This is a genomic window from Leisingera sp. ABM4_103 (assembly GCF_056158685.1).
Genome location: NZ_JBSWTU010000005.1, coordinates 2,000,631 through 2,025,194, shown reverse-complemented (window position 1 = coordinate 2,025,194; position 24,564 = coordinate 2,000,631). Strand labels below are relative to the sequence as shown.

At 64.0% G+C, this 24,564-nt stretch carries 19 protein-coding genes; 15 read left to right on the top strand and 4 right to left on the bottom strand.

Features of this window, described 5'->3' with window-relative positions:
- The first annotated feature begins 21 nt into the window (after positions 1-21).
- From ACXAED_RS11440 to ACXAED_RS11405, 8 genes are all read left to right on the top strand, one after another.
- Complete coding sequence (locus ACXAED_RS11440) at positions 22-1,218, top strand: endonuclease/exonuclease/phosphatase family protein (protein WP_475049777.1); 1,197 nt, start codon at positions 22-24, stop codon at positions 1,216-1,218.
- Between the two features lie 133 nt (positions 1,219-1,351).
- Entirely contained in the window at positions 1,352-2,143 is a 792-nt protein-coding gene (pcaD, locus tag ACXAED_RS11435) for a 3-oxoadipate enol-lactonase (RefSeq protein WP_475049775.1), read from the top strand.
- The gene (locus tag ACXAED_RS11430) at positions 2,136-2,846 is read left to right on the top strand and encodes an alpha/beta fold hydrolase (protein WP_475049773.1); all 711 of its coding nucleotides are present in this window, start codon (positions 2,136-2,138) and stop codon (positions 2,844-2,846) included. The genes pcaD and ACXAED_RS11430 overlap by 8 nt, the downstream gene beginning before the upstream one ends.
- The gene (locus tag ACXAED_RS11425) at positions 2,846-4,183 is read left to right on the top strand and encodes a class-II fumarase/aspartase family protein (RefSeq protein ID WP_475049772.1); all 1,338 of its coding nucleotides are present in this window, start codon (positions 2,846-2,848) and stop codon (positions 4,181-4,183) included. Before ACXAED_RS11430 ends, ACXAED_RS11425 begins: the two co-directional genes overlap by 1 nt.
- A gap of 171 nt (positions 4,184-4,354) precedes the next feature.
- Complete coding sequence (locus ACXAED_RS11420) at positions 4,355-5,443, top strand: zinc-binding dehydrogenase (protein WP_475049770.1); 1,089 nt, start codon at positions 4,355-4,357, stop codon at positions 5,441-5,443.
- Between the two features lie 24 nt (positions 5,444-5,467).
- On the top strand, positions 5,468-5,836 hold the full coding sequence (locus tag ACXAED_RS11415) for a hypothetical protein (RefSeq protein ID WP_475049768.1): 369 nt from the start codon (positions 5,468-5,470) through the stop codon (positions 5,834-5,836).
- A 3-nt stretch (positions 5,837-5,839) separates the two neighbouring features.
- On the top strand, positions 5,840-7,072 hold the full coding sequence (locus ACXAED_RS11410; RefSeq protein ID WP_475049767.1) for a mandelate racemase/muconate lactonizing enzyme family protein: 1,233 nt from the start codon (positions 5,840-5,842) through the stop codon (positions 7,070-7,072).
- A 122-nt stretch (positions 7,073-7,194) separates the two neighbouring features.
- Positions 7,195-7,479 carry an ArsR/SmtB family transcription factor gene (locus tag ACXAED_RS11405; protein WP_475053098.1) on the top strand — a complete coding sequence of 95 codons (285 nt, stop codon included), beginning with the start codon at positions 7,195-7,197 and terminating at the stop codon, positions 7,477-7,479.
- 144 nt (positions 7,480-7,623) lie between these two features.
- Here the strand turns inward: ACXAED_RS11405 and ACXAED_RS11400 are convergent, their stop codons facing one another.
- Together ACXAED_RS11400 and ACXAED_RS11395 are read right to left on the bottom strand one after the other, a co-directional pair.
- Positions 7,624-8,472 (bottom strand): fumarylacetoacetate hydrolase family protein, encoded by an 849-nt coding sequence (locus tag ACXAED_RS11400; RefSeq protein WP_475049766.1) that lies wholly within the window; start codon positions 8,470-8,472, stop codon positions 7,624-7,626.
- A gap of 32 nt (positions 8,473-8,504) precedes the next feature.
- Positions 8,505-11,462, bottom strand: coding sequence for an ABC transporter transmembrane domain-containing protein (locus tag ACXAED_RS11395; RefSeq protein WP_475053095.1), 2,958 nt, complete (start codon positions 11,460-11,462; stop codon positions 8,505-8,507).
- 235 nt (positions 11,463-11,697) lie between these two features.
- On the opposite strand from ACXAED_RS11395, the gene ACXAED_RS11390 reads away from it, so the two are divergent.
- Entirely contained in the window at positions 11,698-12,090 is a 393-nt protein-coding gene (locus ACXAED_RS11390; RefSeq protein ID WP_475049764.1) for a DUF3307 domain-containing protein, read from the top strand.
- A 124-nt stretch (positions 12,091-12,214) separates the two neighbouring features.
- Here ACXAED_RS11390 and ACXAED_RS11385 read toward each other — a convergent pair whose 3' ends face one another.
- Positions 12,215-12,673, bottom strand: coding sequence for an Lrp/AsnC family transcriptional regulator (locus tag ACXAED_RS11385; RefSeq protein ID WP_475049763.1), 459 nt, complete (start codon positions 12,671-12,673; stop codon positions 12,215-12,217).
- A gap of 147 nt (positions 12,674-12,820) precedes the next feature.
- Here ACXAED_RS11385 and ACXAED_RS11380 point away from each other — a divergent pair, with 147 nt between their 5' ends.
- Positions 12,821-16,243, top strand: coding sequence for an indolepyruvate ferredoxin oxidoreductase family protein (locus ACXAED_RS11380; protein ID WP_475049761.1), 3,423 nt, complete (start codon positions 12,821-12,823; stop codon positions 16,241-16,243).
- Between the two features lie 31 nt (positions 16,244-16,274).
- On the opposite strand, the gene ACXAED_RS11375 is transcribed toward ACXAED_RS11380, so the two are convergent.
- Positions 16,275-16,940: a TetR/AcrR family transcriptional regulator gene (locus ACXAED_RS11375; protein ID WP_475049759.1), complete on the bottom strand. Its 666-nt coding sequence runs from the start codon at positions 16,938-16,940 to the stop codon at positions 16,275-16,277.
- Between the two features lie 405 nt (positions 16,941-17,345).
- On the opposite strand from ACXAED_RS11375, the gene ACXAED_RS11370 reads away from it, so the two are divergent.
- From ACXAED_RS11370 to ACXAED_RS11350, 5 genes are read left to right on the top strand one after another with little or no spacing between them, the layout of a single operon-like run.
- Positions 17,346-19,127 carry an ABC transporter ATP-binding protein gene (locus ACXAED_RS11370; protein WP_475049758.1) on the top strand — a complete coding sequence of 594 codons (1,782 nt, stop codon included), beginning with the start codon at positions 17,346-17,348 and terminating at the stop codon, positions 19,125-19,127.
- Positions 19,120-21,033 carry an ABC transporter substrate-binding protein gene (locus ACXAED_RS11365; protein ID WP_475049757.1) on the top strand — a complete coding sequence of 638 codons (1,914 nt, stop codon included), beginning with the start codon at positions 19,120-19,122 and terminating at the stop codon, positions 21,031-21,033. The genes ACXAED_RS11370 and ACXAED_RS11365 overlap by 8 nt, the downstream gene beginning before the upstream one ends.
- A complete protein-coding gene (locus ACXAED_RS11360) occupies positions 21,033-22,061 on the top strand; it encodes an ABC transporter permease (RefSeq protein ID WP_475049756.1) in 1,029 nt (342 codons plus the stop codon). Before ACXAED_RS11365 ends, ACXAED_RS11360 begins: the two co-directional genes overlap by 1 nt.
- Entirely contained in the window at positions 22,058-23,212 is a 1,155-nt protein-coding gene (locus ACXAED_RS11355; protein ID WP_475049755.1) for an ABC transporter permease, read from the top strand. The genes ACXAED_RS11360 and ACXAED_RS11355 overlap by 4 nt, the downstream gene beginning before the upstream one ends.
- Positions 23,209-24,555, top strand: coding sequence for a CoA transferase (locus tag ACXAED_RS11350; protein ID WP_475049754.1), 1,347 nt, complete (start codon positions 23,209-23,211; stop codon positions 24,553-24,555). The genes ACXAED_RS11355 and ACXAED_RS11350 overlap by 4 nt, the downstream gene beginning before the upstream one ends.
- Positions 24,556-24,564 lie beyond the last annotated feature (9 nt).

The following is a 24,564-nucleotide window of genomic DNA, read 5'->3' as shown; positions in this document are numbered from 1 at the left end:
GCGGCAGTCAGGGGGGCATTCATGACACGCTTCACCATCGCCTCGTTCAACGTCAAGAATCTGATCGGACCGGAGCGGGAATACTACCGCTTCCAAAGCTACACGCCGGAGGAATACGCCTGGAAGGCGGATTGGATGGCCGACCAGCTGCTGACATTGAACGCCGACATCGTGGGGTTTCAGGAGATCTTTGACGAAGCGCCGCTGCGCCAGGTCATTGCCGAAACCGACCGGCGCGGTGCGGAGGCCAACGCCGCCAGCATCCCCGACCCCTCGAAGCGCTATCACCGCAAGGCGATTTTCCAGAAGCTGGCCTATGCCTCCTATGCGGAAGCCGAGCTGGCTTTTGCCCCCAACGCCAACGACACTGGCGAACCGGGCAAGCGGCGGCCCGGGCTAGCGGTGCTGTCGCGCTTCGGTTTTGCGGAAGAGCCGGAGGTGATCCAGGATCTGGAGCAGCCGCTGGACATCCCGATGGCCTGCCTGGGCGAGGAAGAAGACGCCGGTTTCTACACCCTGCGCCGCCTGTCGCGCCCGATCCTCAAGGTTCGGGTACCGGCCGGGGATCAGGTGATCACGGTGTTCAACTGCCACCTGAAATCGAAACTGGGGGAATACATCAAGCCGCAAGGCGCCCTCTACCCGCCCGAAACGGTGCTGACCGCTTATGATGCGGCGGGCCGGGCGATGGGATCGCTAAGGGCAGCGCTGAGGCGGATGGGCGAGGCCTGGGTGCTGCGCCGCGCGGTGCTGGACGAGCTGGACCGCGGACGCCCGGTGATGGTGCTGGGGGATTTCAACGACGGCGAACACGCGGTCAGCAGCGAAATCATCTCCGGCGAGGTTCCGTTCAAGAACTACACCTGGATGCTGCGCCATGATGCCAAGCACCCCGGCGACCGCTACAGCGAAGAAGAGGACGCGCTTATCCGCGAGGCCATCGACCGGGTGCGGCTGCGCTCGGCCGAGAAGATGTTCTTGAAGAAATCCCTGCGCGACGTGGTTTTCACAACCGCCTTTGGCGGCGTGCATGAAAGCGTCGACCAGATTTACATGTCGCGCCATTTCGATCCGGCCTGGCCCGGTGCCATAGGGGAAATGCAGTATTACAGCGTTTTCAACGATCATCTCACTGACGGCAGCCACCCGGAGGCGCCATATAACAAGCTGGCCTCCGACCACGGGCAAATCATGGCCCACATGGAGCTGCGCGGCTGAGGCAAGCCGGGAAAATGCAATAGTTCCGGCTAATTTTCTTTCTCAAGAAAATTCCGCCGCCTGTGGCAGGCGGCTGGTTTACCTCTCTGCCCCGGCGCAGGTAGAGTGCGGCGGAACAGCAAAGAGGCGCTTTATGCAGATTGCAGACCTGGGCGATGTCCAGCTTCACTACCGCGTTGACGGGGACCCGGACGGCGCCCCCATCGTTTTTGCCAACTCGCTTGGCACCGACCTCAGGGTCTGGGACGCGGTGGTCGGCCGGCTGCCTGCGGGCCTGCGCATCATCCGCTATGACAAGCGCGGGCACGGGCTGTCCTCCTGCCCGCCCGCGCCCTATTCCATGGGGGCGCTGGTGCGGGACGCGGAAAGGCTGCTGGATCACCTGCAGGTGCGCGACTGCATGTTCGTGGGGCTGTCGATCGGCGGCATGATCGCGCAAGGGCTGGCGGTGAAGCGGCTGGATCAGATCCGGGCGCTGGTGCTGTCGAACACCGCCGCCAAGATCGGCACCGCAGAGATGTGGAAAGAGCGGGTCCAGACGGTGCAGCGCGACGGCATCGAGGCACTGGCCGATGCGGTGATGGAGCGCTGGTTTGCCCGCGGCTTCCGCGCCACGCCGGAGCTGCAACTGTGGCGCAACATGCTGGTGCAGCAATCCCGCGACGGCTATGCCGGCTGCTGCGCGGCGATTGCGGGCACTGATTTCTATACCCCCACCAGCGGCTTGCGGCTGCCCTGCCTTGGCATCGCCGGCACTGAGGACGGCTCCACCCCGCCCGATCTGGTGCGCGAGACTGTGGACCTGATCCCCGGCAGCCAGTTCCACTTGATCCGCCGTGCGGGCCACATTCCTTGCGTCGAGCAGCCTGACGAATACGCGGCGCGGCTAACCGCCTTCCTGAGGGAGACTGGGCACATTGGCTGACATTCTCCTGGTTCACGGCTCCTGCCACGGCGCCTGGTGCTGGCGCGATGTTGTTCCGGCGCTGGAGGCGCGCGGCCACACTGCCCGCACAATCACTTTGCCCGGCCACGGCGACGGGCGCGATCCGGCTGATGTCACACTGGCGGAAACTGCTAAGGCAGTGCTGGCGGCCTCGACTCCGGACACCATCGTGCTGGGCCATTCCTGGGCCGGGTTTCCCATTTCCGCCGCGGCAGAGGCCGGGCCTGACAAGCTGCGCGGGCTGATCTACCTGTGCAGCTATATTCCGGTCAGCGGCCTGTCCCTGATCGATATGCGCAAGGCCGGGCCGCGGCAGACACTGACCGGTGCGACCGCCAAGAATGCGGCCGGCACCAGCTACAGTTTCGTGGCAGAGACTGCGCCGGAGCTGTTCTATCATGACTGCCCGGCTGAAACGGTGGAGTTCGCGCTGGAACACCTCTGCCCGCAGCCGATCCCGCCGCAGGACACGCCGATCCAACTGAGCGATCGGTTCAAAGGCGTGCCCAAGGCCTATATCCGCTGCACAGGCGACCGGGTGATTCCGCCGGAATACCAGGCGCAGATGGCGGCGCAGCTGCCGCCGCAGCGGGTCTTTGACATGAACACTTCCCATTCGCCCTTCTTTGCGGATCCCGAGGGGCTCGCGGATCTGATCGGGCACATCGCAAAGGACTTCTGATGGCAGGTTCGGTTTTTGACAGCCAGGTGCATGGCGGCCTTTTCGGCTGCGGCGAGGCCAGTCGCCTGTTTTCAGACAGTGCAGAGGTGCGTGCCATGCTGCTGGTCGAGGGTGCGCTGGCCAAGGCACAAGGCGAAGCGGGCGTGATCCCGCAGGAAAGCGCCGCGGCAATTGCCCGTGCGGTGGTTGAAATCGCCGTTGACCCCGGCGTGCTGAAACAGCCCACGGCGCAGAACGGCGTGCCGGTGCCGGGGCTGGTCGCCGCCTTCCGCGAGGAGATGAAAGCGCCGGAACACGCGCAGTATGTGCATTGGGGCGCCACCTCGCAGGACATCATGGACAGCGCGCTGATGCTGCGGTTGCGCCAGGTTCTGGGGCTGGTGGAAGCAGACGTGAAGGCCGCAGCAAAAAAGCTTGGCAATCTGGCCAAAACCCATGCGGAGCTGCCGATGGCGGCCCGCACCTATGGCCAGCACGCCACCCCCACCAGTTTCGGGGCGGTGGCGGCGGGCTGGGGCACACCGCTTTTGAACCTGTTGGAGGAGCTGCCCGCGCTGCGCCAGTCTTGCCTGATGGTCTCCTTGTCGGGTGCGGCGGGAACGTCCGGTGCGCTGGGGCCGAAGGCCGCAGAGGTGCGCGCTGCAATGGCCAAGGGGCTGGCGTTGCAGGATCCGGGGCGCAGCTGGCACACCGACCGCACGCCCGTCCTGCGGATTGCGGACTGGCTGCAGCGGGTGACGCTGGCCTTCGGCAAGATCGGCGAGGACTGCATCGCACTGGCCCAAAGCGGCATCTCAGAGATTTCGCTGGGCGGCGCTGGCGCCTCCTCCACGATGCCGCAGAAGCAGAACCCGGTTGCGCCTTCGGTGCTGGCAGCGCTGGCGCGGCAAGGCAGCGGGTTGTTTTCGGTTCTGCAGGGGGCCTCAGTACAGCAGCACCAGCGCGACGGCGCGGCCTGGTTCACCGAATGGATGTGCCTGCCGCAGATCGTGCTGGGTGCGGCCAGCGCTGCGAAAACGGGCAGGGAGCTGTACGCGAGCCTGGCCCCCAACCCCGAGGCCATGGCCGCCGCCCTGTCCGGCGGGCTGGACATGATCCACGCCGAGGCGCTGAGCTTTGCCTTGGCAGAGCAGATCCCGCGTCCCGACGCACAGGCAGCGGTCAAGGCACTGTGCCGGGAGGCGCATAGCACACTCACGCCGTTGCGGGAGCTGGTAGCCCGCGACTATCCGGATCTGGACGCGGCGGCGCTGTTCGACCCGTCACATCAGATGGGCCGGGCACCGTGGGATGCCTTGCAGTTTGCCAAGAGAACCGGGGAGCTGGACAACGCGTAAAGGGCGTTGATGAGAGTTGGCGTGGCTGCTCTGTTCCTCTTGGCCATCGGCTGCGCGGTTTTCCTGCGCAGCCAATCTTCCGTAACGTAACACCGCCGCACTGCTGCCGCATTCCGGCTTGCTTGCAGGGCACCCGCCGCGCCACCCTGCCTGAAAACGGGGAGGAAGACCATGCAAACCATCAAAGCCGCCGTCTGCCATGAATTCGGTGCCCCGCTGGTGATTGAAGAGGTCCTGCTGGCGCCGCCCGGGATGGGCGAGGTCGAGGTCACGCTGGACGCGGTTGCCATCTGCCACAGCGACATCTCCTATGCCGAAGGCGCTTGGGGCGGGCATCTGCCTGCGGTCTACGGGCATGAGGCCGCCGGGGTGATAACCGGCGTCGGCGGGGGCGTGCAGGGATTCACTGAGGGCGACTCGGTCGTGGTCACCCTGATCCGCAGTTGCGGTACTTGCCCGTCCTGCGCAGGCGGCAGGCCGGTGATCTGCGAAACGCCTTATGACGGTGTGCACGGGCCGCTGAAGACCGCCGATGGCAAGCCCCTGGATCAGGCCATGGCCTGCGGCGCCTTTGCCGAAAAGGTGGTGGTCGACCAGCGGCAGATCGTCAAGATTCCTGCTGAGATAGGAAAGGACGTGGCGGCGCTGATCTCCTGCGGGGTGATCACCGGTGTCGGGGCGGCAGTGAACGCCGCGCAGTTGCGGGCGGGCCAGGACGTAGTAGTGATCGGTGCCGGCGGTGTCGGGCTCAACGCTATCCAGGGGGCCCGCATCGCCGGCGCCCGGCGCATCGTCGCGGTGGACATGAGCCCGGAGAAACTGGAGATCGCCAAGGAATTCGGCGCCACTCACGGGGTTCTGGCGACGGAAGAAAAACCCTGGAAAGCAGCATACAAGGCGCTTGGCGGCCGTGGCGCGGACGCGGTGCTGGTCACTGTCGGCGCCATTCCCGCCTATGAGCAGGCCCCGCGCTATCTGGCCCGTGGCGGCAAGGCGGTGCTGATCGGCATGCCGCATTCCGGCGCCAAGGCCAGCTATGAGCCGGTGGTTCTGGCCGCCGTGGGCCAGGGGCTGATCGGCTCCAAAATGGGCGATGTGGTGATCCAGCGCGACATTCCGTGGATGGTCGACCTGTATCAGCAGGGACGCCTGAAACTGGATGAGCTGATCTCGGGCCGCTGGTCCCTGGAGCAGATCAACGAGGCCATTGCCGACACCAAGACTGGCTCCGCCAAGCGCAATGTGATTGTGTTTGGCTGACACCCGCAAACCGGAGCGCAGCACGTGCTGAAATTCCTGACCAGCCTGTTCAAGCCTGAAGCGGTGAAACCCGCCCCGGCCACCTCTGACACGTCTATGCTATTTGCAGTGGAAGAGATTTCCCCCTTCCTTACCCGCCTTGCCAATAACTCCCGCTTCGGCCTTCCCGGCGGACTCGCGGCCGAGGCCGCCGCGGCGCTGCCAGAGCTCGCCGAACAGCAGAAGTGCCGCTGGCGCATTGACGGCGACTTTGACGGCACGCCTGCGCATTTCGAAATCGAGGTGATGATGGAGCGCGGCGGCGAGGCGGACGTCACTTTCCTTGCCCCGCAAAATGCCATCGAAGAGATCAACCGGGAACTGGCCGCCTTCGATGCGGCAGCGGAGCGCTAGGCCATGAAACTGCAGGATCTGGACGTCATTGTAACCGCCCCTCCTGCGCCCGGCTGGGGCGGGCGCTACTGGATCCTGGTGAAGGTCACCACCGACACCGGCATCACCGGCTGGGGCGAGTGTTACGCCTCCTCGGTTGGCCCCGATGCGATGACCCATGTGATCCGCGACGTTTTCGGCCGCCACATGGCGGGGGAAAACCCTGAAAACATCGAGCTGATGTTCCGCCGTGCCTATTCCTCCGGCTTCACCCAGCGCCCTGATCTGACGGTGATGGGCGCGTTCTCGGGGCTGGAGATTGCCTGCTGGGACATTCTGGGCAAGGACCGCGGCCGTCCGGTCCATGCGCTCCTCGGCGGGCGGATGAACGAGCGCATCCGCGCCTACACCTACCTCTACCCGCTGCCGCAGCATGACATGACCGCGTTCTGGACCTCGCCCGCGATGGCGGCGGAAGCGGCGGCGCAGAAGGTGAGCGAAGGCTACACCGCAGTGAAATTCGACCCGGCAGGCCCCTACACCATGCGCGGCGGCCACATGCCGGCAATGTCCGACATCTCGATGTCGGTGGCTTTCTGCGAGGCAATCCGCGAGGCGGTTGGCGACAAGGCGGATCTGCTGTTCGGCACGCACGGGCAGTTCACGACTGCAGGCGCCATCCGCCTTGGCCAGGCGCTGGAGCCCTATTCCCCGCTCTGGTTCGAGGAGCCCACGCCGCCCGACAACATTGAAGACATGGCCCGCGTCGCCCGCAACGTGCGTATTCCGGTGGCCACGGGCGAGCGGATGACCACCAAGTCCGAATTCGCCGCCGTGCTGCGTGCAGGCGCTGCGGAGATCCTGCAGCCCGCTCTGGGCCGGGCCGGCGGCATCTGGGAAATGAAAAAGGTCTCCGCGATTGCCGAGGTTTTCAACGCCCAAATGGCGCCGCATCTCTATGCCGGGCCGGTGGAATGGGCCGCCAACATCCACCTCGCCGCCTCAATCCCCAACATCATGCTGCTGGAAACCATCGAAACCCCGTTCCACGACCAGCTGATCAAGGGGGCGATCCGTGTGGAAAACGGCTTTGTGACGCCGCCGGAAGCGCCCGGGCTGGGCATAGAGGTGGACGAGGATTTGGCGCGCGCGCATCCCTTCACCGGCAGCGATCTGCACCTCAACATGCAGGAAGCCCCCTGCGATTATGCCAATGGAAATGCCTTCGCCGGTGGCTCTCCGCCTATTGTGAAGTGAAATGCAACTGCGGGGTGACTCGGCCGCCGGAAAGGGTCATGTTGCCGGGAAAAGACGACCGCAGGACCTGAGCATTGCCCCCTTCGCCCCAAGACGCCCTTCCCCCGGAAACCCCGCAGAACATGCAGGAAAGCGCCGCTGCCGCGGCTGCCTTCCTCAAGGCGCTGGCCCATGAGGGGCGGCTGATGATTCTGTGCCACTTAGGCGCGGGCGAGCGGTCGGTCGGAGAACTGGAGGGCCTGCTGGACATGCGCCAGGCCGCGGTGAGCCAGATGCTGGCCCGGTTGCGCGAGGAAGGCCTGGTTGCGACCCGGCGCGAAGGCAAAACGGTGTACTACTCGCTGCAGGACCGGAAAACTGAAGAGACCATTGCGCTGCTTTATAAGCATTTCTGCGGCGGTAACTGACCGGCGGGCATCTCAGGCCCCGAGGGGTGTAAGAGCCAGCTGGCCCCGCAGCGGAACCCGCGCTGCGCTTTGCGCAGCGCCACGCCCAACTGTCCGGTGCATTCTGCGAATGCGCCAGGACGGGCGGGAGCGCCCCGCTGTGCCTCAGACGTCCGCGCGGACGGTCTGGGTCTGGACGCCCAGGCCTTCGATCTCCAGCCGCATCACATCGCCTGGTTTCAAGTAGACCGGCGCGGGCTTGATCCCCATGCCCACACCCGGCGGCGTGCCGGTGGCGATCACGTCGCCCGGGTGCAGGGTCATCAGCTGGCTTAGATGCGCGATGATCTGCGCCACCGTGAACACCATCGTCTGAGTGCTGCCGGTTTGCCGGCGTTCACCGTTCACGTCGCAGGTCAGCCACAGGGCCTGCGGATCGGGCACCTCGTCGCGGGTCACCAGCCAGGGGCCCACGGGTCCGAAGGTGTCGCAGCTCTTGCCCTTGGTCCATTGTCCCGTCAGCTTGGTCTGATAGTCGCGCTCCGACACGTCGTTGATCACGCAATAGCCCGCCACGTGGTCCAGTGCGTCTTCTTCGGCCACGTATTTGGCGGCGGTGCCGATCACCACGCCCAGCTCCACCTCCCAATCCGATGCGACCGACCCGCGCGGCAGGACTACGTCGTCGTTTGCTCCAACCATCGAAGACGTAGCCTTGAGGAACAGGATCGGGTGCTCTGGCAGCGCCATATCCATTTCCTCGGCGTGATCGGTGTAGTTGAGGCCGATCCCCAGGAATTTGCCCGCCTGCCCGACACACGGCGCCAGGTCAGGCTGGCCCGGCACCAGCGGCAGTGTCTCCGCATCCAGCGCGGCCAGCCGGGCCAAGGTCCCGTCATCGAGAACAGCCCCGGTGATATCCGGCACATGCCCCGACAGGTCCCGGACCGCGCCAGCGCTGTCCAGCAGTCCCGGCCGCACATCTGCGCCAGTGCGGTATCGCAGCAGTTTCATGAGTGTCTTCCCTGTTTTCTGTGGATTCCAGTTCAGTTGGAGACGTAGCCCGCCACCACCTGCAGCAGCTTGAAGGCGGTCGAGGCATCGTTTTCTACAACCGCCAGGAATTCCTCTTCGCCGATGCGCAGGCAGCGCAGGTCGCTCTCCGCGATCATGCTCAGCGCCCGCGGCTCCTGGCGGATCAGGCCCAACTCCCCGACCAGCCGTCCCGGGCCGACCTTGGCAATCAGCCGGTCCTTCTCACCCTCTTGCGGCAGATAAAGACCCGCTTCGCCTTCGAGGATCATGTATGCGCCGTCCGAGGCCACATCATCCTTGAGAAAGACCACCTCGCCGTCCTTGGCCTCATACCAGCGCGCACCAAAGGCCAGCAGGCGCAGCTGGCGGCGGTTCAGGCCGGAGAACAGCTCTGTCTGTTCCAGCGCCCGCAGCTTGCGGGCCAGGTCCTGGCTGGCTGCCCCCTCGCTTGCCGCCACCGCCTGCGCTTCGTCGCTGACCAGCCGCCCCTGGCGCAGTTCATAGAAGACGTCGAACACGTCCGGGTTCTGGAAACCGGACGCCAGGTAGATCAGCGTTGTATCCGGCAGCAGTTTGCGCAGGTTCTTGTGCACCGCCACCCGTGTTTCGAGATCATAGCTCGCCATGGCAGAATCGAGGATCAGGATATCCGGCCGTTTGATAGTGGCCCGGCAGAACGCCAGCGGCTCGGCAAAGCTGGCCGCCAGCCCCTGCCCGCCGACGGCAATCGGCATGTCAAAGATCAGTTCCACCACCTGGTCACGCAGCCCTTCGCGCACCATCAGATCCGACACCAGCTTGCGCACCTCATCCGCTTTGCCGCCGGCCGCATCGGAGATCTTGCCGAACAGCGCGTTTTCCAGAACCGTCAAAGTGGGTGCAAAACTGTCGCCGGAGAACGGCACAAAGCTTGTGCCCAGCGATTTCAGCAGACTCTCACCGTGACTGCTTCGGAAGCTCAGGATTCGGTCCTTCATCCCGTCCTCAAAGGCCGGGCCAATCTGCTCTGCGGAAATGGTGAAAGGCACGATCAGCAGCTGCGCCAGTTCCTCACGGCTGAGACCCGCAATATCGCCGGGCCCCTGCCGGTCTACCAGTGCAATCGCTGCTTCATAGGCCTCGACATCCAGCCCCAGCTTGCGGAACAGCGGGTGGCCGGTGCCATCCATGCCAAAGATCTGCCGCAGCATCTCCACCACGTCACGGGTCAGCGACACCAGCCCTTCATCCAGCCCAAGCTGCTTGAGCTGGGCGAGAAACTCCGCATGCCGTTGCAGTGTTTCAACCGTCATCGTTTCCTGAGACGCCGCAAACAGCAGGTTCTCCGCAACCGGCAGCGCCGGGTTGTAGCTGCCGGCATCCAGAAAATGCACATGGACGTCCAGTCCCGCGGCCTCGATTTCCTTGCGCACAGCCGGGCGCAGCTTAACCAGCCGGTCTGCCAGCTCTCTATGAGCCGCGGACTCGAAATACTGGTCGATGCCGCGGCGGAACAGGGCTGTATCTGAGCCGATCCCCTCCACCAGTTTCAGCCACCAGTCCCGCAGCTCCTCCTCGCTGGAGAACCCCGCCAGCTCAGGGTCCAGCCAGGCCGCGTCAAAGGGATCCGGGCTGTTGCCCGCACGCACTGCGGTTTCCAGCCGCTCCAGGTCCTGACCCTTGCCCAGCGGGCGCAGCCGCATCGGCATCATCACGTTGTCGCCAAAGGACCCTTGGAACAGGACAGGCCGCGACGTCGCATAGCCGATCCGCGCCGCCAGCGTGGCCTGATGCATGCCGCTGAGGTTCTGATCCGCCACCGTCACCGTGCCGGAAGACGGCAGAATCTCCCGGGTCAGCAGTTCGGCCAGGGCCCGCCTGTCTTCCTCCGAGGGGGCGGCAATGCCGATCACCTGCCCGGCCGGGAAAGCCGCGCTCAGTTCCTCCAGCACAAGATTTCCATCGGCGTCCCGAACGGTGACGGAGTCCAGCACGATATCCCCGTTGAGATGCGCCAGTTCTTCCGGTTCCCCGGTCATCAGCTTTTCGCCGACCATGCCCTGAGGCGCAAAGCGTTCCAGAACCACGTCCCAGCGCAGGCTCATATCCTGGGTCTGGTTGTAATAGGCCAGCAGCTCCTTCCACGGCGCGGCGAGGTCCTTGTAGGCCGCTAGCGCTGCCACAAGCGCCCCCAGCGATACCTTACCCTGCAGCACCAGGTAGCCGCCGACGGCATAAAAGAAAAAAGGTGTCAGCTGGGTTATGAAGTTGTTGAGAAACTTCATAAAGAATTTCTTCTGGTAGATCTGGAAACGGATGTCGTACAGCCGCCCCAGCCGGTCGGTGATCACTGCCATCCGGTAGCGCCAGCCGCCGTTGATCCTGAGCGTCGCAGCACCCGCGGCGCTTTCCCCGATTTCGGTCGCAAGAGCACGGACCTGCTTGATCCGCTTTTTGTTGAGCTGATTGATCTGCCGCTGAAGCATCGGGATCAGCCAGCCCTGCAGCGGGATCAACGCGATGGCCGCCATCCCGAACCAGAAGTTCTGCAGAAACAGGAAGAACAGGATGGTAAGCATCTGGCCCGCTTGCAGGACCGGCTGGCTGACCGCATCACCCATCAGCCCGCCCATCGGCTCCGACTCTGAGGTCACCATCGACACCAGCTCACCCTGGCTGACGCGTTCGAAGTAGGGCTGCGGAAAACGCAGCACCCGGGCGATCAGCTGGTAGCGGAAGCGGCGCAGCATACGCTCGGCCAGCACGCCCTTCATGGTATTGATCCGCATCTTCAGCAGCCCGTGGCAGAGCACCGACACCAGGAACGCGCCGCAAAGGATCCACAGGAAGGTCAGCTGGTCGAAACTATAACCCAGCACGTTGACGGTGGAGGTTTCCGAGCCGATCGCATCGTTGATGATCCGCTTGGGCAGCTCCAGCGTCAGATACAGCAGCGGGAACAGGCAGGCGGTGACAACCAGCAGCACCAGCTGATCGCGTTTCGAGTATTTCCAGATGAAACGGAACAGAGAGCGTTCGATGGGAAAGCTCCATCAATGGCGGCTTCGGAATTAGACTTTCTTATGGGTAGCGCGGTTTACCGGGCACAGGCAATGGGCAGAAACCCGCTTCGTCCCGTTGCGGCACCTTGCGGGCGCGGCATTTGCCAGGCGGCAAAAAATCCGTAAGGTTCCAGCGAGGTACACATGCTGGAGGTCATTCGGTTTGCCGGATTATGTCGGATCTGTTCTGCTGCTGCTCTGCGCTTTGCAGGTCAAACACCTGTTTGCCGACTTCTTTCTGCAAACACCGAAGATGTTGTCCGGCCGCTGCGCCTATGTGCACATGGGGCGCGCCCAGCATGCCGGAGTTCATGTGATCGGCTCGGCCATCGTCTTCTTACTGTCCGGTGCGCCGGTGATGTTCATTCTGGTGCTGGGAGTGCTGGAATGGGTGGTGCACTTCCACATCGACTTCGGCAAGGCCCGGTTCTCCGAGCGGCGCAAGCTGAACCCGCAGCAGGCGATGTTCTGGCAGGCGATGGGCTCGGACCAGGCGCTGCATCAGCTAACCTATATTGCGATGGCCTGGGCCTGGGTGAAATACGCCGCGATGTGACTGCGGCGGACCGCTGGGGGCCGACCCCCAGACCCCCGGAGTATTTTCCGGAAAGATGAAAGGCCCGACTCGCGGTTTCAGTTTTTTTCCAGATACGCCGGTCCCGCCCCGGCTGGGGTGGTGTTCAGGGCACCACCGGCTTGTCCCGCTTGATTGTGCGCAGCACCACGTTGGTCTGGGCGCTGGCAACCGCTGGCAGGCGGAACAGGAAATCCTCGAGAAACCGGTTGTAGGCGTCCAGATCCGGGGCCAGCACCCGCAGATGGTAGTCCGCCTGGCCGGTGGTGGCGTAGCATTCCTGAACCAGCGGGCTGGTTTCCACCGCGCGGATGAATTCCACCAGCTTGTCCGGGTCATGACGCGTCAGATGGACATGCACAATGGCCTGAAACCCCAGCCCCATGGCAGGCGCATTCACCACCGCGCCGTAGCGCTCGATAATGCCTGCCTCTTCCAGAACCCGGACCCGGCGCCAGAGGGCAGACGGCGACATGCCCACAGCCTCTGCCAGGTCGGCATTGGAAATGCGGGAATCCTCCTGCAGCAGGGTCAGGATGCGGCGGTCGCGTCGATCAAGCTTCATTTTCCGGTGAGATTTTCCGTGACTATGCCCACTATAGGTCAATATACCCATAAATCTGCGCAAAACCAGCAAGTCTGGCAATTTTTTCCAGCCTGAGGGGATTATCTTTCCGCGATCCATAGAATCCGTGCAAGGACTTCCCCTGCGATGACCAAGCTGAGCCACGATTTCCGCAGCTACAAGCTGGACGACCGATATGACATGACCAAGGGCCGGGTGTTCCTGACCGGCACCCAGGCGCTGGCCCGGGTAATGCTGGACCAGGCCCGCCGCGACCGCGAAGCGGGACTGAACACCGCCGGCTTTGTGTCGGGTTACCGCGGATCGCCGCTGGGCGGGGTGGACCTGGAATTCTGGCGCGCCAAGACGCGAATGCAGGAGAACCGGATCAAGTTCATGCCCGCCGTGAACGAGGACCTGGGTGCCACCGCAGTTCTGGGGGCGCAGCAGGCGGTGCTCGATCCGCACTGCGAGGTCGAAGGCGTGTTTTCGATGTGGTACGGCAAGGGGCCGGGTGTCGACCGTTCCGGCGACGCGCTGAAGCATGGGAACGCATACGGGTCGTCGCCCAAGGGCGGTGTGCTGGTCGTGGCCGGCGACGACCACGGCTGTGTCAGCTCCTCGATGCCGCATCAGTCCGATGTGGCCTTCATGTCCTGGTTCATGCCGGTGCTGAACCCGGCAGATGTTTCGGAATACCTGACCTTTGGCGAATACGGGTTTGCACTGTCCCGGTACTCTGGCACCTGGGTCGGCTTTAAGGCAGTGTCGGAAACAGTGGAAAGCGCGCGCTCGGTCGAACTGCGGCCGGACCGCGAGTTCTTCTACCCTGAGCTGCCGGACTACCCCGGCGGGCTGCATATCCGCCGCGCCGACCTGCCCTCGCCTGAAATCGAGACCCGCATTCACGCCAAGCTGGACGCCGTGCGGGCCTTTGCCGAGGCAAACCCGATCGACAAGCGGATCTATGACATCAAGGACCCCCGCTTCGGCTTTGTTTCCACCGGCAAGGGGCATCTGGACCTGATGGAAGCGCTGCGGCTTCTGGGGCTGGATGAGACCGCCTGCCGCCGCCTGAAAATCGACATCTACAAGGTTGGCATGGTCTGGCCATTGGACCGGACCGATGCGCTGAAGTTCGTGAAGGGCAAGCAGGAAGTCTTGGTTGTCGAAGAGAAACGCGGCATCATCGAGAGCCAGTTCAAGGAAAACTTCTATGACTGGCCCGGCAACAAGCCGGAGAAGATGGTCGGCAAATACGACAGCGAAGGCAACCCGCTGATCCCCTGGACCGGCGAGCTGAGCCCGCTTCTGCTGGCGCCCATCGTCGCGGCGCGGCTGGACAAGTTCTTCCCGGAGGAAAACCTGCCCGCCAAGGCGGCGGCGCTGACTGCGGAGCCGCCGAAGGTGCTGAACGTGCCCGGCGCTACCCGCACCCCCTATTTCTGCTCCGGCTGCCCGCACAACACCTCGACCAAGCTGCCCGAGGGGTCCAAGGCGTTTTCCGGCATCGGCTGCCACGTTATGGCCAGCTGGATGGACCGTGAAACCGCCGGTTATGCCCAGATGGGCGGCGAAGGTGTGCCCTGGACCGTGGCGTCGCAGTTCAATGGCAACAAGCATGTGTTCCAGAACCTGGGCGAGGGCACCTGGTACCACTCCGGCAGCCTCGCGATCCGTCAAGCGGTCGCGGCCGGCACCAACATCACCTACAAGATCCTTTACAATGACGCGGTGGCGATGACTGGCGGCCAGCCCGTGGACGGGCCCGTGTCGGTGCATGGCATCGCCCAGACCTGCCGCGCCGAAGGAGTGGAGCGGATTGCCCTGGTGTCGGACAATATCGGCAAGTTCAGACACGGCGATTTCCCGGCGGGAACCACGTTCCACGACCGCAGCGCGCTGGACACGGTTCAGCGGGAGCTGCGGGAGATCCCCGGCGTGACCGTGCTGATCTACGAACAAACCTGCGCCACCGAGAAGCGCCGCCGCCGCAAGCGCGGCAAGATGGAGGACCCGAAACGCTTTGCCTTCATTAACGATCTGGTCTGCGAGGGCTGCGGCGATTGCTCGGTGGAATCCAACTGCCTGAGCGTTGAGCCGAAGGAGACGCCCTTTGGCCGCAAGCGCAAGATCAATTTGTCGACCTGCAACAAGGACTTTTCCTGCCTGAACGGCTTCTGCCCGTCCTTCGTTACTGTGGAGGGCGCAACCCGTCGCAAAAAGAAGATCGCCGGGCTGGATACGGCCGCGCTGACGGCGAAGCTGCCCGCGCCCGAACTGCCATCGCTCGCGGAACCGTTCGACCTGCTGGTCACCGGGGTTGGCGGCACCGGAGTTGTAACCGTGGGCGCGCTGATCACCATGGCGGCGCATTTGGAGGGCAAGGGTGCGAGCGTGCTGGATTTCACCGGCTTTGCCCAAAAGTTCGGCACGGTGCTGAGCTACATCCGGCTGTCCACCGCTCCGGAGACCTTGAACCAGGTGCGGATTGATCAGGCCGGCGCGGATGCCGTGATCGGCTGCGATGTGGTGGTCAGCTCGGCACCCAAGGCCTCGGTCCATTACCGGGCCGGCACCAAGGTGGTGCTGAACCGGGCAGAGATGCCCACCGGCGACTTGGTACTGCGCCGCGATGCCGACCTGATGGCAGGCGTTCGCGAGAAGACCATCGCCGAGGCTGTCGGCCCGCAAAACCTTTCTGGCTTCAACGCCAACGAGGCGGCGGAGAAGATGCTGGGCGATGCGGTGCTGGCCAACGTCATGATGCTGGGCTTTGCCTGGCAAAAGGGACTGGTGCCGGTCAGCGCCGGCGCGCTGGACCAGGCGATTGAACTAAACGGCGTCGCGATCGACAAGAACCGCCTCGCCTTCGCAATCGGCCGCGCAATGGCGGTGGACCCGGACCTGGTTGCCAGCCACTATGAGGAGGCACCGGAGAAAGAGGAGACGCTGGACGAGCTGATCGAACGCCGCGCCACCTTCCTCACCGGCTATCAGAACATGGCCTATGCCAGCCGCTATACCGCGGCCCTGAACCGGTTCCGCGACGCCCTGCCCCGCGACGCGCAGGAAGAGCTGACCGCCGCCGCCGCCCGGTCGTTGTTCAAACTGATGGCTTATAAGGACGAGTATGAGGTCGCCCGGCTGCTGACCAGCGACGGATTCCGGCATCAGCTGGAGGAGGAATTCGAGGGCGATTTCTCTGTCAAATACCACCTTGCCCCGCCGCTGATGAACTGGAAGCGGGATGCGCGGGGGCGTCCGGTGAAACGGGCCTTCGGCGCCTGGCTGCGTCCGGCGATGAACCTCTTGGCCAAGGGCAAGACGCTACGCGGCTCGGCCTTCAACATCTTCGGCTATCACGAGGAAGCCCGGCTGCACCGCGATCTGCTGGCGTGGTATGAAGGCGTGCTGGACGCTGTCGCCAGCCGCTATGCTGCGGACAAGCGCGAAGCCAGCCTGAAACTGCTGAAAGCACCGATGGAAATCCGCGGCTACGGCCCGGTCCGCCTGCAAGCTGCCAAGGACGTCCGCGCACAGGCCGAGGAAACGCTCAGCAGCCTGTAACCTTCGCCGCCAGCCGTGCCGGGCCGGCGCGTTACACGTCCCAGTGCTGGCGGGTGAACTCGGTAAAAGCCTCCATTTCCTCCGGCAGCGGTTCGCGCCCGGTGAACACCTTGAGGTATTCCGGCGTCACCTCCAGCCGGTGAGCGTGGCTTTCGTTGGGATCAGCCATGTCATAGCCAAGCTGCATATAATAAAGCACCTTGGCGCGGGTCACCGCCTCTCGCTCCGGGTAGCCGTAGCGCTCGAACATGCCGGTCAAGGCTTCGACGCGACGGCGGTCCGAGCGGTCCAGCAGGCTGCGCACCTTGCCGGAGCGGCGCGACCAGTCGCGTACGGCGAAATCCAGCGCCGTGTTGAACAGGGTGGGGTTGGTGATGCAGTGGAACACGTTCAGCACCGCCCCGGTGATTGTTTTGGCCGGCGCTTCTGCCTGACGCACCATACCCGCGGTGTTGGTCTGCTCCCATGTCTTGAGCAGCGCATCCAGCAGATCCTGGCGCGACTTGAAGTACCAGTAAAACGATGACCGGGAGACCTGCATCCGCTCTGCCAGCGCCAGCACCTTGACCTGCTCCACCCCGTCCGAGATCAGCACATCCATCGCCACATTCAGCCAGTCATTGCGGGTGACCTTGATATTGCCGATCAGCGGCTCCGCCTTGGGATCGTCGCGGTGAAGAACAGGTTTCTGCGCCATGTGCGGCCCTTTGGATCATTCGCATCCTGATCATCTTAGGCCGGGCGGGCTGCGAGCGCCAACATGGCAATGCCACAAGCCGGCGACAGATGCGGAGGCCAAGTGGCTTGCAGGCCACAGGCCCTGCACTTCCGGCCCGTATCGCACCTGAAGGTGCTGGCAGACAAACGTTATCGCCCGGCTTCCAGTACGCGGAACTGTCACGAAACCGGCACAAATTTGGGCGGATAGCCCCCGCGGCACCAGGCTGTGCTGTGCCATTGCCGGTAAAATTTCCCTTTCATCGCGGGCCTCTGGCCAAATGGGGTTTGACTAAACCGCCCCCGGCGCGCGAAGGTGAGGCCAAAAAACAGGGGAACACACGATCTCATGCACGCCTTGAACCAGCCGGGCGGACACATTTGAATGCGCCCGCTGCTATCCGTCGAAAACCTCAGCATCGGCTTCAACAAGGACAATTCCGTCGTCAAGGACGTGAGCTTTGCTGTCAGGCCAGGCGAAACGCTGGCCCTGGTCGGGGAAAGCGGGTCGGGCAAGACGATCTCCTGCCGTGCGGTTCTGCGCATCCTGCCGAAAGTGGCGCAGCTGCGCTCCGGGCGTATCATGCTGGATACCGGAAAGGACCAGCTGGATTTGGCCACGCTGGAAGAACGCCGGATGCGCGACGTGCGCGGCAACACTGTGTCAATGATCTTTCAGGAGCCCATGCGATCCCTGTCCCCTTTGCACCGGATCGGCAATCAGGTGTCCGAGGTTCTGTGGCTGCATGGCCGTAAAAGCGAGCGGGAAGCCCGCGAAATTGTACTGGAGTGCTTTGAACGGGTCGGCTTCCCGGAACCCGAACGGACCTACCGCTCCTATCCGTTTGAACTGTCCGGGGGTATGCGTCAGCGGGCGATGATCGCAATGGCGATGGTGGCAAAACCGCAGCTTCTGATCGCCGACGAACCGACAACTGCGCTGGATGTGACCACCCAGGCGCAGGTGCTGGGGCTGATGAAGGATCTGCAGCGCGAAACCGGCATGGCGATGATCCTGGTGACTCATGACTTGGGCGTGGTCGCCAACATGGCCGAGCAAGTGGTGGTGATGCACAAGGGCCGGGTAATGGAATCCGGCGGGGCCGAGCCGATGCTCCGCGCGCCTGCCCATCCCTATACTCAGGCGTTGTTCAAAGCCGCACCCGGCATCCCGGATGAAGCCGTTGTCGCCATCCCGCCCTCGCGCGAAGACTTGATCATGGAGATGAGATCGGTCTCCAAGACCTACACGCTGAGGGCTGGTAAAGGCTGGCAGGCGCCAACTCTGATCCATGCCTGCCGCGAAATCGATCTGCGGGTGAGCCGCGGCGAAACACTGGCGATCGTCGGAGAAAGCGGCTCCGGCAAGACCACCGCGGCGCGGATTGCGCTGGGGGCAGAACTGCCCGATCCGGGCGGCGAGGTACTGTTCCGCCCGGCGGCCGGAGAACCGCCGGTGACCGTTCACAACATGGACCGCGCAGCGCGAACTGCCTTTCAGCGGCAGGCGCAGATGGTGTTTCAGGACCCCTATTCCTCGCTGTCGCCGCGCATGCGCATTCAGGACACGCTGGTGGAGCCGCTGGACATCCACCGCATCGGCAGCCGCGCCGAGCGCCGCGACAAGGCGGCGGAAATGCTGCGCCTGGTCGGCCTGTCGCCGGACATGCTGAAGCGTTACCCGCACGCATTTTCCGGCGGCCAGCGCCAGCGCCTGTCCATCGCCCGCGCGCTGATGCTGGACCCGGCGCTGATCGTCTGCGACGAGCCGACCTCGGCGCTGGATGTCTCGGTGCAGGAACAGATCCTTCGGCTGCTGGAAGAGATCCGGGAACGGCAAAAACTGTCTTACCTGTTCATCAGCCATGACCTGGCGGTGGTCGCCCGGATTGCAGATGAAGTCGCTGTGATGCGGCGGGGACTGATCGTTGAGCAGGCGCCGCCTGAAACCCTGTTCTATAATCCCCAGCACCCTTACACCAAGGCGCTGATCGCCGCCCAGCCGGAGCCTGATATCGACCGGCCTATCGACCTGAAACTGGTGGCCCAGGGCGCGGGAGCACCGGAATGCTGGCCAGAGGAGTTCCGCTTCGACGGCGCCGAAGCGCCGCCGCTGGTGAACATGCTCCATCTGGAACACGGCCACAAGGTACGCTGCCATGTTTGATGCCCTGAAACCCCTCCTCGCCGCCGCGCTCTGCCTGGCACCGCTCAGCGCACTGGCCGGCCCCGAGGTGCAGGAGAGCGCCTTCTGGAGTTCGGAAGTCAAAGCCGGTTACATGCCGCCTGCCGACAAACGCATCCCCGAGGTGCCGCTTGTTGTGGACCTGGCGGCCAAGGGCCGTCAATTCGGCGTGCAGGGCGGCACCCTGAACACCATGGTCACCCGCTCCAAGGACATCCGCCAGATGGTAGTCTACGGCTACGCGCGGCTGGCCGGGTATGACGAGAATTACCAGCTGCAGCCGGACATCCTGCTGAGCTTCGAGAATGAGAACAACCGCCGTTTCACTCTGAAACTGCGCCCCGGGCACCGCTGGTCCAGCGGCGAACCTTTTACCTCGGCCGATTTCCGGTACTGGTGGGAAGACGTCGCAAACAACGAATTGCTGAGCCCGGCCGGGCCGCCAGATTTCATGCGGGTGCTGGGCAAGCTGCCTCGGGTGAGCTTTCCGGACGAGAGCACCGTCATTTACGAGTGGGACGCGCCTAATCCGGGCTTCCTGCACCTGCTGGCGCAGGCCCGCCCGCCCTTCATCTACCGGCCGGCAAACTACCTGAAGCAATTCCATGCCGATTATGCCGACCCGGAGGTTCTGGCGGAGGAAGTCGATTATGCCCGCGTCAAAAGCTGGGCGGCGCTGCACAACAAATACGACAATATGTACAAGTTCGATAACCACGAGCTTCCGACATTGCAGCCCTGGATCAACGCTTCGCCCGGCAAGAAGATCCGCCACCAGTTCGTGCGCAACCCCTACTATCACCGGATCGACAGCCGCGGTGTGCAGCTGCCCTATATCGACACGGTGGAAATGGAGATCGTCACTGCCGGGCTGGTGGCGGCCAAGTCGAATGCGGGCGAGACGGACCTTCAGGCCCGCGGCCTCGGCTTCCGCGACATTCCGATCCTGCGCAAGGGCGAAAAGGACGGCCGCAACTACAAGACCTATCTTTGGGGCTCGGGCGCTGCGTCGCAGATTGCCATCTATCCGAATCTCAACGTGAATGACCCGGTCTGGCGCGAAATCCTGCGCGATGTGCGTGTTCGCAGGGCGCTGTCGCTGGCCATCAACCGGCGCGCCATCAACCGGGCGCTCTATTTCAATTTGGCCAAGCCCGGCGCCATGACCGTACTGGAGCAAAGCGAATTCTTCGATCCCGCCCTGCGCGAAGCCTGGGCGGACTTCGACCCGGAACTGGCCAACCAGCTGCTGGACGAGGCGGGCCTTACCGTCAAGGACGGCTACGGCATTCGTTACCTGCCTGACGGGCGGCGGATGGAGCTGGTGGTGGAAACCGCGGGCGAGCGTGAAGAGGTGGAGAACGCGCTGCAGATCATCACCGACGACTGGCGCGATGTCGGTGTGAAACTGGTGATGCGGCCGCTGGACCGCGACATCCTGCGCAACCGGGTGTTTTCCGGTACAACTATGTCCTCCGCCTGGTTCGGCTGGGACAACGGGCTGCCGCAGGCCTATACCTCGCCCGCCTATCTGGCACCTACCGATCAGGTGTTCCTGTCCTGGCCGAAGTGGGGCCAGTACTACCAGACCGGCGGCGACGCAGGTGAGCCGCCGGACATGGCCCCTGCCCAGCGGCTGATGGAACTGCTGCAGGACTGGAATATGGCCACCACCGAGCAGGAACGCGCAGCAGCCTGGCGCGAGATGCTGAAGATTCACGCGGACCAGGTCTACGCCATCGGCGTGGTGGCCGCCGCCCCGCAGCCCGTCGTGGTCAGCAACCGCCTGCGCAATGTGCCGGAAAAGGCGATCTGGGCCTGGGATCCGGGGGCGCATTTCGGGGTCTACCATCCGGATGAGTTCTTTTTCGTGGATGGCGAGGGCTGATGGAAATCCTGCGATACGCCATTTACCGCTTTGGCACCATGCTGCTCACGCTGCTGGTGGTGTCGGTGCTGATCTTTGCCATCATCAACCTGCCGCCCGGCGACTATCTGTCGAACCAGATCGCAGAGCTGCAAGCCACCGGCCAGTCCGCGGGTGTCGCCAAGGCGGAGTTCCTGCGCAAGGAATATGCGCTCGATAAGCCGTTGTGGCAGCAATACATGATCTGGATGGGCTTCATGCCCGGACCGCACGGGTTTTCCGGCATGATCCAGGGCAACTTCGGCTGGTCCTTCGAGTTCGACAGCCCGGTGGCTGATATCGTCGGCGACAGCCTGTGGCTGACCGTCCTGGTGAACCTGGCTGCGGTGGTGTTTGTCTACGCCGTGGCGCTGCCGCTGGGGGTTCTGGCCGCCGCCCGCGCCCGTACTTGGGTCGACTACACCACCGCTTTTGTCGGCTACCTGGGGCTGGCGACGCCGAACTTCCTGCTGGCGCTGATCCTGTTCTACTACGGCCACCGCTGGTTCGACCTGCCGATCGGCGGACTGATGGCGCCCGAATTCGAAGGCGCGCCGATGAACTGGGAGAAGGTGAAGTCCATCCTTGTCCACCTGATCGTGCCGACCTTTGTGATCGGCACCGCCGGCGCCTCCGCAATGATGCAGCGGCTGCGCGCCAACATGCTGGATGAACTGGGCAAGCCATATGTGGAAACCGCCATCGCCAAGGGCATGGCGCCCTCCCGCATGCTGGCGAAATACCCGCTGCGGGTCGCGTTCAACCCCTTTGTCGCCGATATCGGCAACCTGCTGCCCGCGATGATTTCCGGCTCGGTGCTGGTGTCGGTGGTGCTGGGGCTGCAAACAATCGGCCCGACCCTGCTGACTGCACTCAAGACCCAGGACATGTTCCTCTCGGGCTTCGTGCTGATGTTCGTCGCCCTGCTCACCCTGATCGGCACCATGATCTCCGACGTGCTGCTGGTGCTGCTTGATCCCAGAATCCGCTACGAGGGGCGCGACGCATGACCCAGCTGCCTGACGGACGTTACGTCGACGACGAACCCTTCGACCCGCAGGCCTCTTTGCTGGAGCTGGAGCGCAAGGACCTGGACGCCCCCAACTGGCTGCTGGTCTGGCGCAAGTTCAAGACACACAAGCTGGGACTGATCTCAGGCATCTTCCTCCTGATAGCCTACGGCCTGATCCCGTTTGCCGGCTTCATTGCGCCTTACGGCCCCAATCAGCGGTTTTCAGAGCATCTTTATTCGCCGCCGCAATCCATCAAGCTGTTTCACGAGGGTGAATTCGTCGGACCGTTCGTTTATCCAATGACATCCGAGGCAAACCTCGAAACCTTTCAATGGGAGTTCAAGCCAGATACCTCGCGTCCCCTCAAACTGTCGTTTTTCTGCGAAGGCAGCACCTATAATCTGGCTGGTTTCATCGAAAGCAACCGCCACCTGTTCTGTGCCAGCGAGGACGCGACGATCTTCATCCTGGGGTCCGACCGCCTGGGCCGCGACATCTTCAGCCGCGTCTCCTACGGGGCGCAACTGTCTCTGACGGTGGGCCTGATCGGGATCACGGTCTCCTTTGTGCTCGGCATCTTCTTTGGCAGCGTTGCCGGCTATTTCGGCGGCCGGATCGACTGGATGGTGAACCGGGTGATCGAGATTCTGCGGTCACTGCCGGAGCTGCCCCTGTGGCTGGCGCTGTCTGCCGCGGTGCCGTCGAACTGGTCGCCTGTTGCGGTGTTCTTCATTATCTCGATTATCCTCGGCATTCTTGACTGGCCCGGGCTGGCCCGTTCGGTGCGCTCCAAGTTCCTGTCCCTGCGGGAAGAGGAATACGTCCGCGCAGCCGAGATGATGGGCGCCTCGTCCGGGCGGGTGATCCGCAAACACCTGCTGCCGAACTTCATGTCGCACCTGATTGCCTCGGCCACCCTGTCTATCCCGGCGATGATCCTGGGCGAAACCGCGCTCTCATTCCTTGGCCTGGGCCTGCGCGCGCCTGCGGTCAGCTGGGGGGTGATGCTGAATGACGCGCAGAACCTGACCGCGGTCGAGATCTATCCCTGGCTGGCCGTTCCGATGCTGCCGATTGTGATTGTCGTGCTCGCCTTCAACTTCCTCGGCGACGGTCTGCGCGACAGCCTGGATCCCTATCAGCAATGACGCTGCTTGCCGCCCTGCCTGCTGCGGGCGCCTACCGCCTCACCGGCACAGGCCAATGGCGCAGCGCCTTTGCGGTGACGGAGCTGGCCAAAACCACGATTGCCGCCGTGGGCCTGGAGCTTGCCCGGCTGATCGAGGCGCTGAACCTCGCGCCCTCAACCCCGGAGGTCACTGTAGATCAGCGGCTGGCGTCGCTCTGGTTCAGCTACAGCTTCCGCCCCGAGGGCTGGAAGCTCCCCAGCCTCTGGGATGCAATCGCTGGCGTGTATGAAACGCAGGACGGCTGGATCCGCCTGCACACCAACCTGCCGCACCACCGGCAGGCCGCGCTGCGGGTGCTTGGCTGTAAGGGTGAGCGCAGCGCCGTCGCCGCCGCGGTGCGCGCTTGGCAGGCGGACAGGCTGGAGAGTGAAATCGTGGCCGAAGGCGGTGTGGCTGCGGCCATGCGTGGCCGCGCGGAGTGGCTGGCGCATCCGCAAGGCCGCGCCGTCGCGGCGGAACCGCTGGTCCATTGGACTTCTCCCTGCGCCGTCCGCTTGCGGGACAGGCCGCAGGCAACGGCCACGCGCCCGCTGGCGGGGCTGCGTGTGCTCGACCTCACGCGGGTTCTTGCCGGGCCGGTCTCCACCCGCACGCTGGCCGGATTCGGCGCCGATGTGCTGCGCATCGACCCGCCCGGCTGGGATGAGCCAGGGGTGATCACCGACATTTCCCTTGGCAAGCGCATGGCCGCGCTGGATCTCACCAAAGGTGAAGACCGGCTGGTTTTCGAGACTCTTCTGGCGCAGGCGGACGTGCTGGTGCACGGCTACCGCCCCGGCGCACTGGATGCGCTGGGCTACAGTGCGGACATCCGCCGCGAAATTGCTCCCAACGCGGTGGAGGTAACGCTGGATGCCTACGGGTGGACCGGTCCCTGGGCGGGCCGCCGCGGCTTCGACAGTCTGGTGCAGATGAGCGCCGGTATAGCGGATGCCGGCCGTGCTTGGGCCGGATCGGACAAGCCGACCCCGCTTCCGGTACAAGCACTGGACCACGCCACCGGCTATCTGGTGGCTGCCTCGGTGCTTTCAGCACTCACCGCAGCGGCCCGGGGAGCGGAGGTTCCCTCAGCGCATCTTTCTCTCGCGCGCACGGCTGAGCTTCTTGCCGGACTGCCAAAATCTGCTGAAGGCCCGGACCTGACCGCCCCGGCGGACAGTGATTATGCCACGGAGACCGAGCGCAGCGGCTGGGGGCCTGGCCGCCGTCTGGAACCGCCGCTCCGGGTTGGCGCGGCCCCGATCCGCTGGACCCTGCCCGCTGCCCGGTGCGGCAGCGATGCGGCCTGCTGGCCCGAATAACCGGATGCA

What these genes read in the sequence shown, in the direction of transcription:
- ACXAED_RS11405 (WP_475053098.1), top strand. Translation starts at nt 7,195, where the DNA reads ATGCAGGAAAGCGCCGCTGCCGCGGCTGCCTTCCTCAAGGCGCTGGCC.
- ACXAED_RS11355 (WP_475049755.1), top strand. Translation starts at nt 22,058, where the DNA reads ATGACCCAGCTGCCTGACGGACGTTACGTCGACGACGAACCCTTCGAC.
- ACXAED_RS11420 (WP_475049770.1), top strand. Translation starts at nt 4,355, where the DNA reads ATGCAAACCATCAAAGCCGCCGTCTGCCATGAATTCGGTGCCCCGCTG.
- ACXAED_RS11400 (WP_475049766.1), bottom strand. Translation starts at nt 8,472, where the DNA reads ATGAAACTGCTGCGATACCGCACTGGCGCAGATGTGCGGCCGGGACTG.
- ACXAED_RS11425 (WP_475049772.1), top strand. Translation starts at nt 2,846, where the DNA reads ATGGCAGGTTCGGTTTTTGACAGCCAGGTGCATGGCGGCCTTTTCGGC.
- ACXAED_RS11350 (WP_475049754.1), top strand. Translation starts at nt 23,209, where the DNA reads ATGACGCTGCTTGCCGCCCTGCCTGCTGCGGGCGCCTACCGCCTCACC.
- ACXAED_RS11360 (WP_475049756.1), top strand. Translation starts at nt 21,033, where the DNA reads ATGGAAATCCTGCGATACGCCATTTACCGCTTTGGCACCATGCTGCTC.
- ACXAED_RS11440 (WP_475049777.1), top strand. Translation starts at nt 22, where the DNA reads ATGACACGCTTCACCATCGCCTCGTTCAACGTCAAGAATCTGATCGGA.
- ACXAED_RS11365 (WP_475049757.1), top strand. Translation starts at nt 19,120, where the DNA reads ATGTTTGATGCCCTGAAACCCCTCCTCGCCGCCGCGCTCTGCCTGGCA.
- ACXAED_RS11380 (WP_475049761.1), top strand. Translation starts at nt 12,821, where the DNA reads ATGACCAAGCTGAGCCACGATTTCCGCAGCTACAAGCTGGACGACCGA.
- ACXAED_RS11370 (WP_475049758.1), top strand. Translation starts at nt 17,346, where the DNA reads ATGCGCCCGCTGCTATCCGTCGAAAACCTCAGCATCGGCTTCAACAAG.
- pcaD (WP_475049775.1), top strand. Translation starts at nt 1,352, where the DNA reads ATGCAGATTGCAGACCTGGGCGATGTCCAGCTTCACTACCGCGTTGAC.
- ACXAED_RS11375 (WP_475049759.1), bottom strand. Translation starts at nt 16,940, where the DNA reads ATGGCGCAGAAACCTGTTCTTCACCGCGACGATCCCAAGGCGGAGCCG.
- ACXAED_RS11385 (WP_475049763.1), bottom strand. Translation starts at nt 12,673, where the DNA reads ATGAAGCTTGATCGACGCGACCGCCGCATCCTGACCCTGCTGCAGGAG.
- ACXAED_RS11410 (WP_475049767.1), top strand. Translation starts at nt 5,840, where the DNA reads ATGAAACTGCAGGATCTGGACGTCATTGTAACCGCCCCTCCTGCGCCC.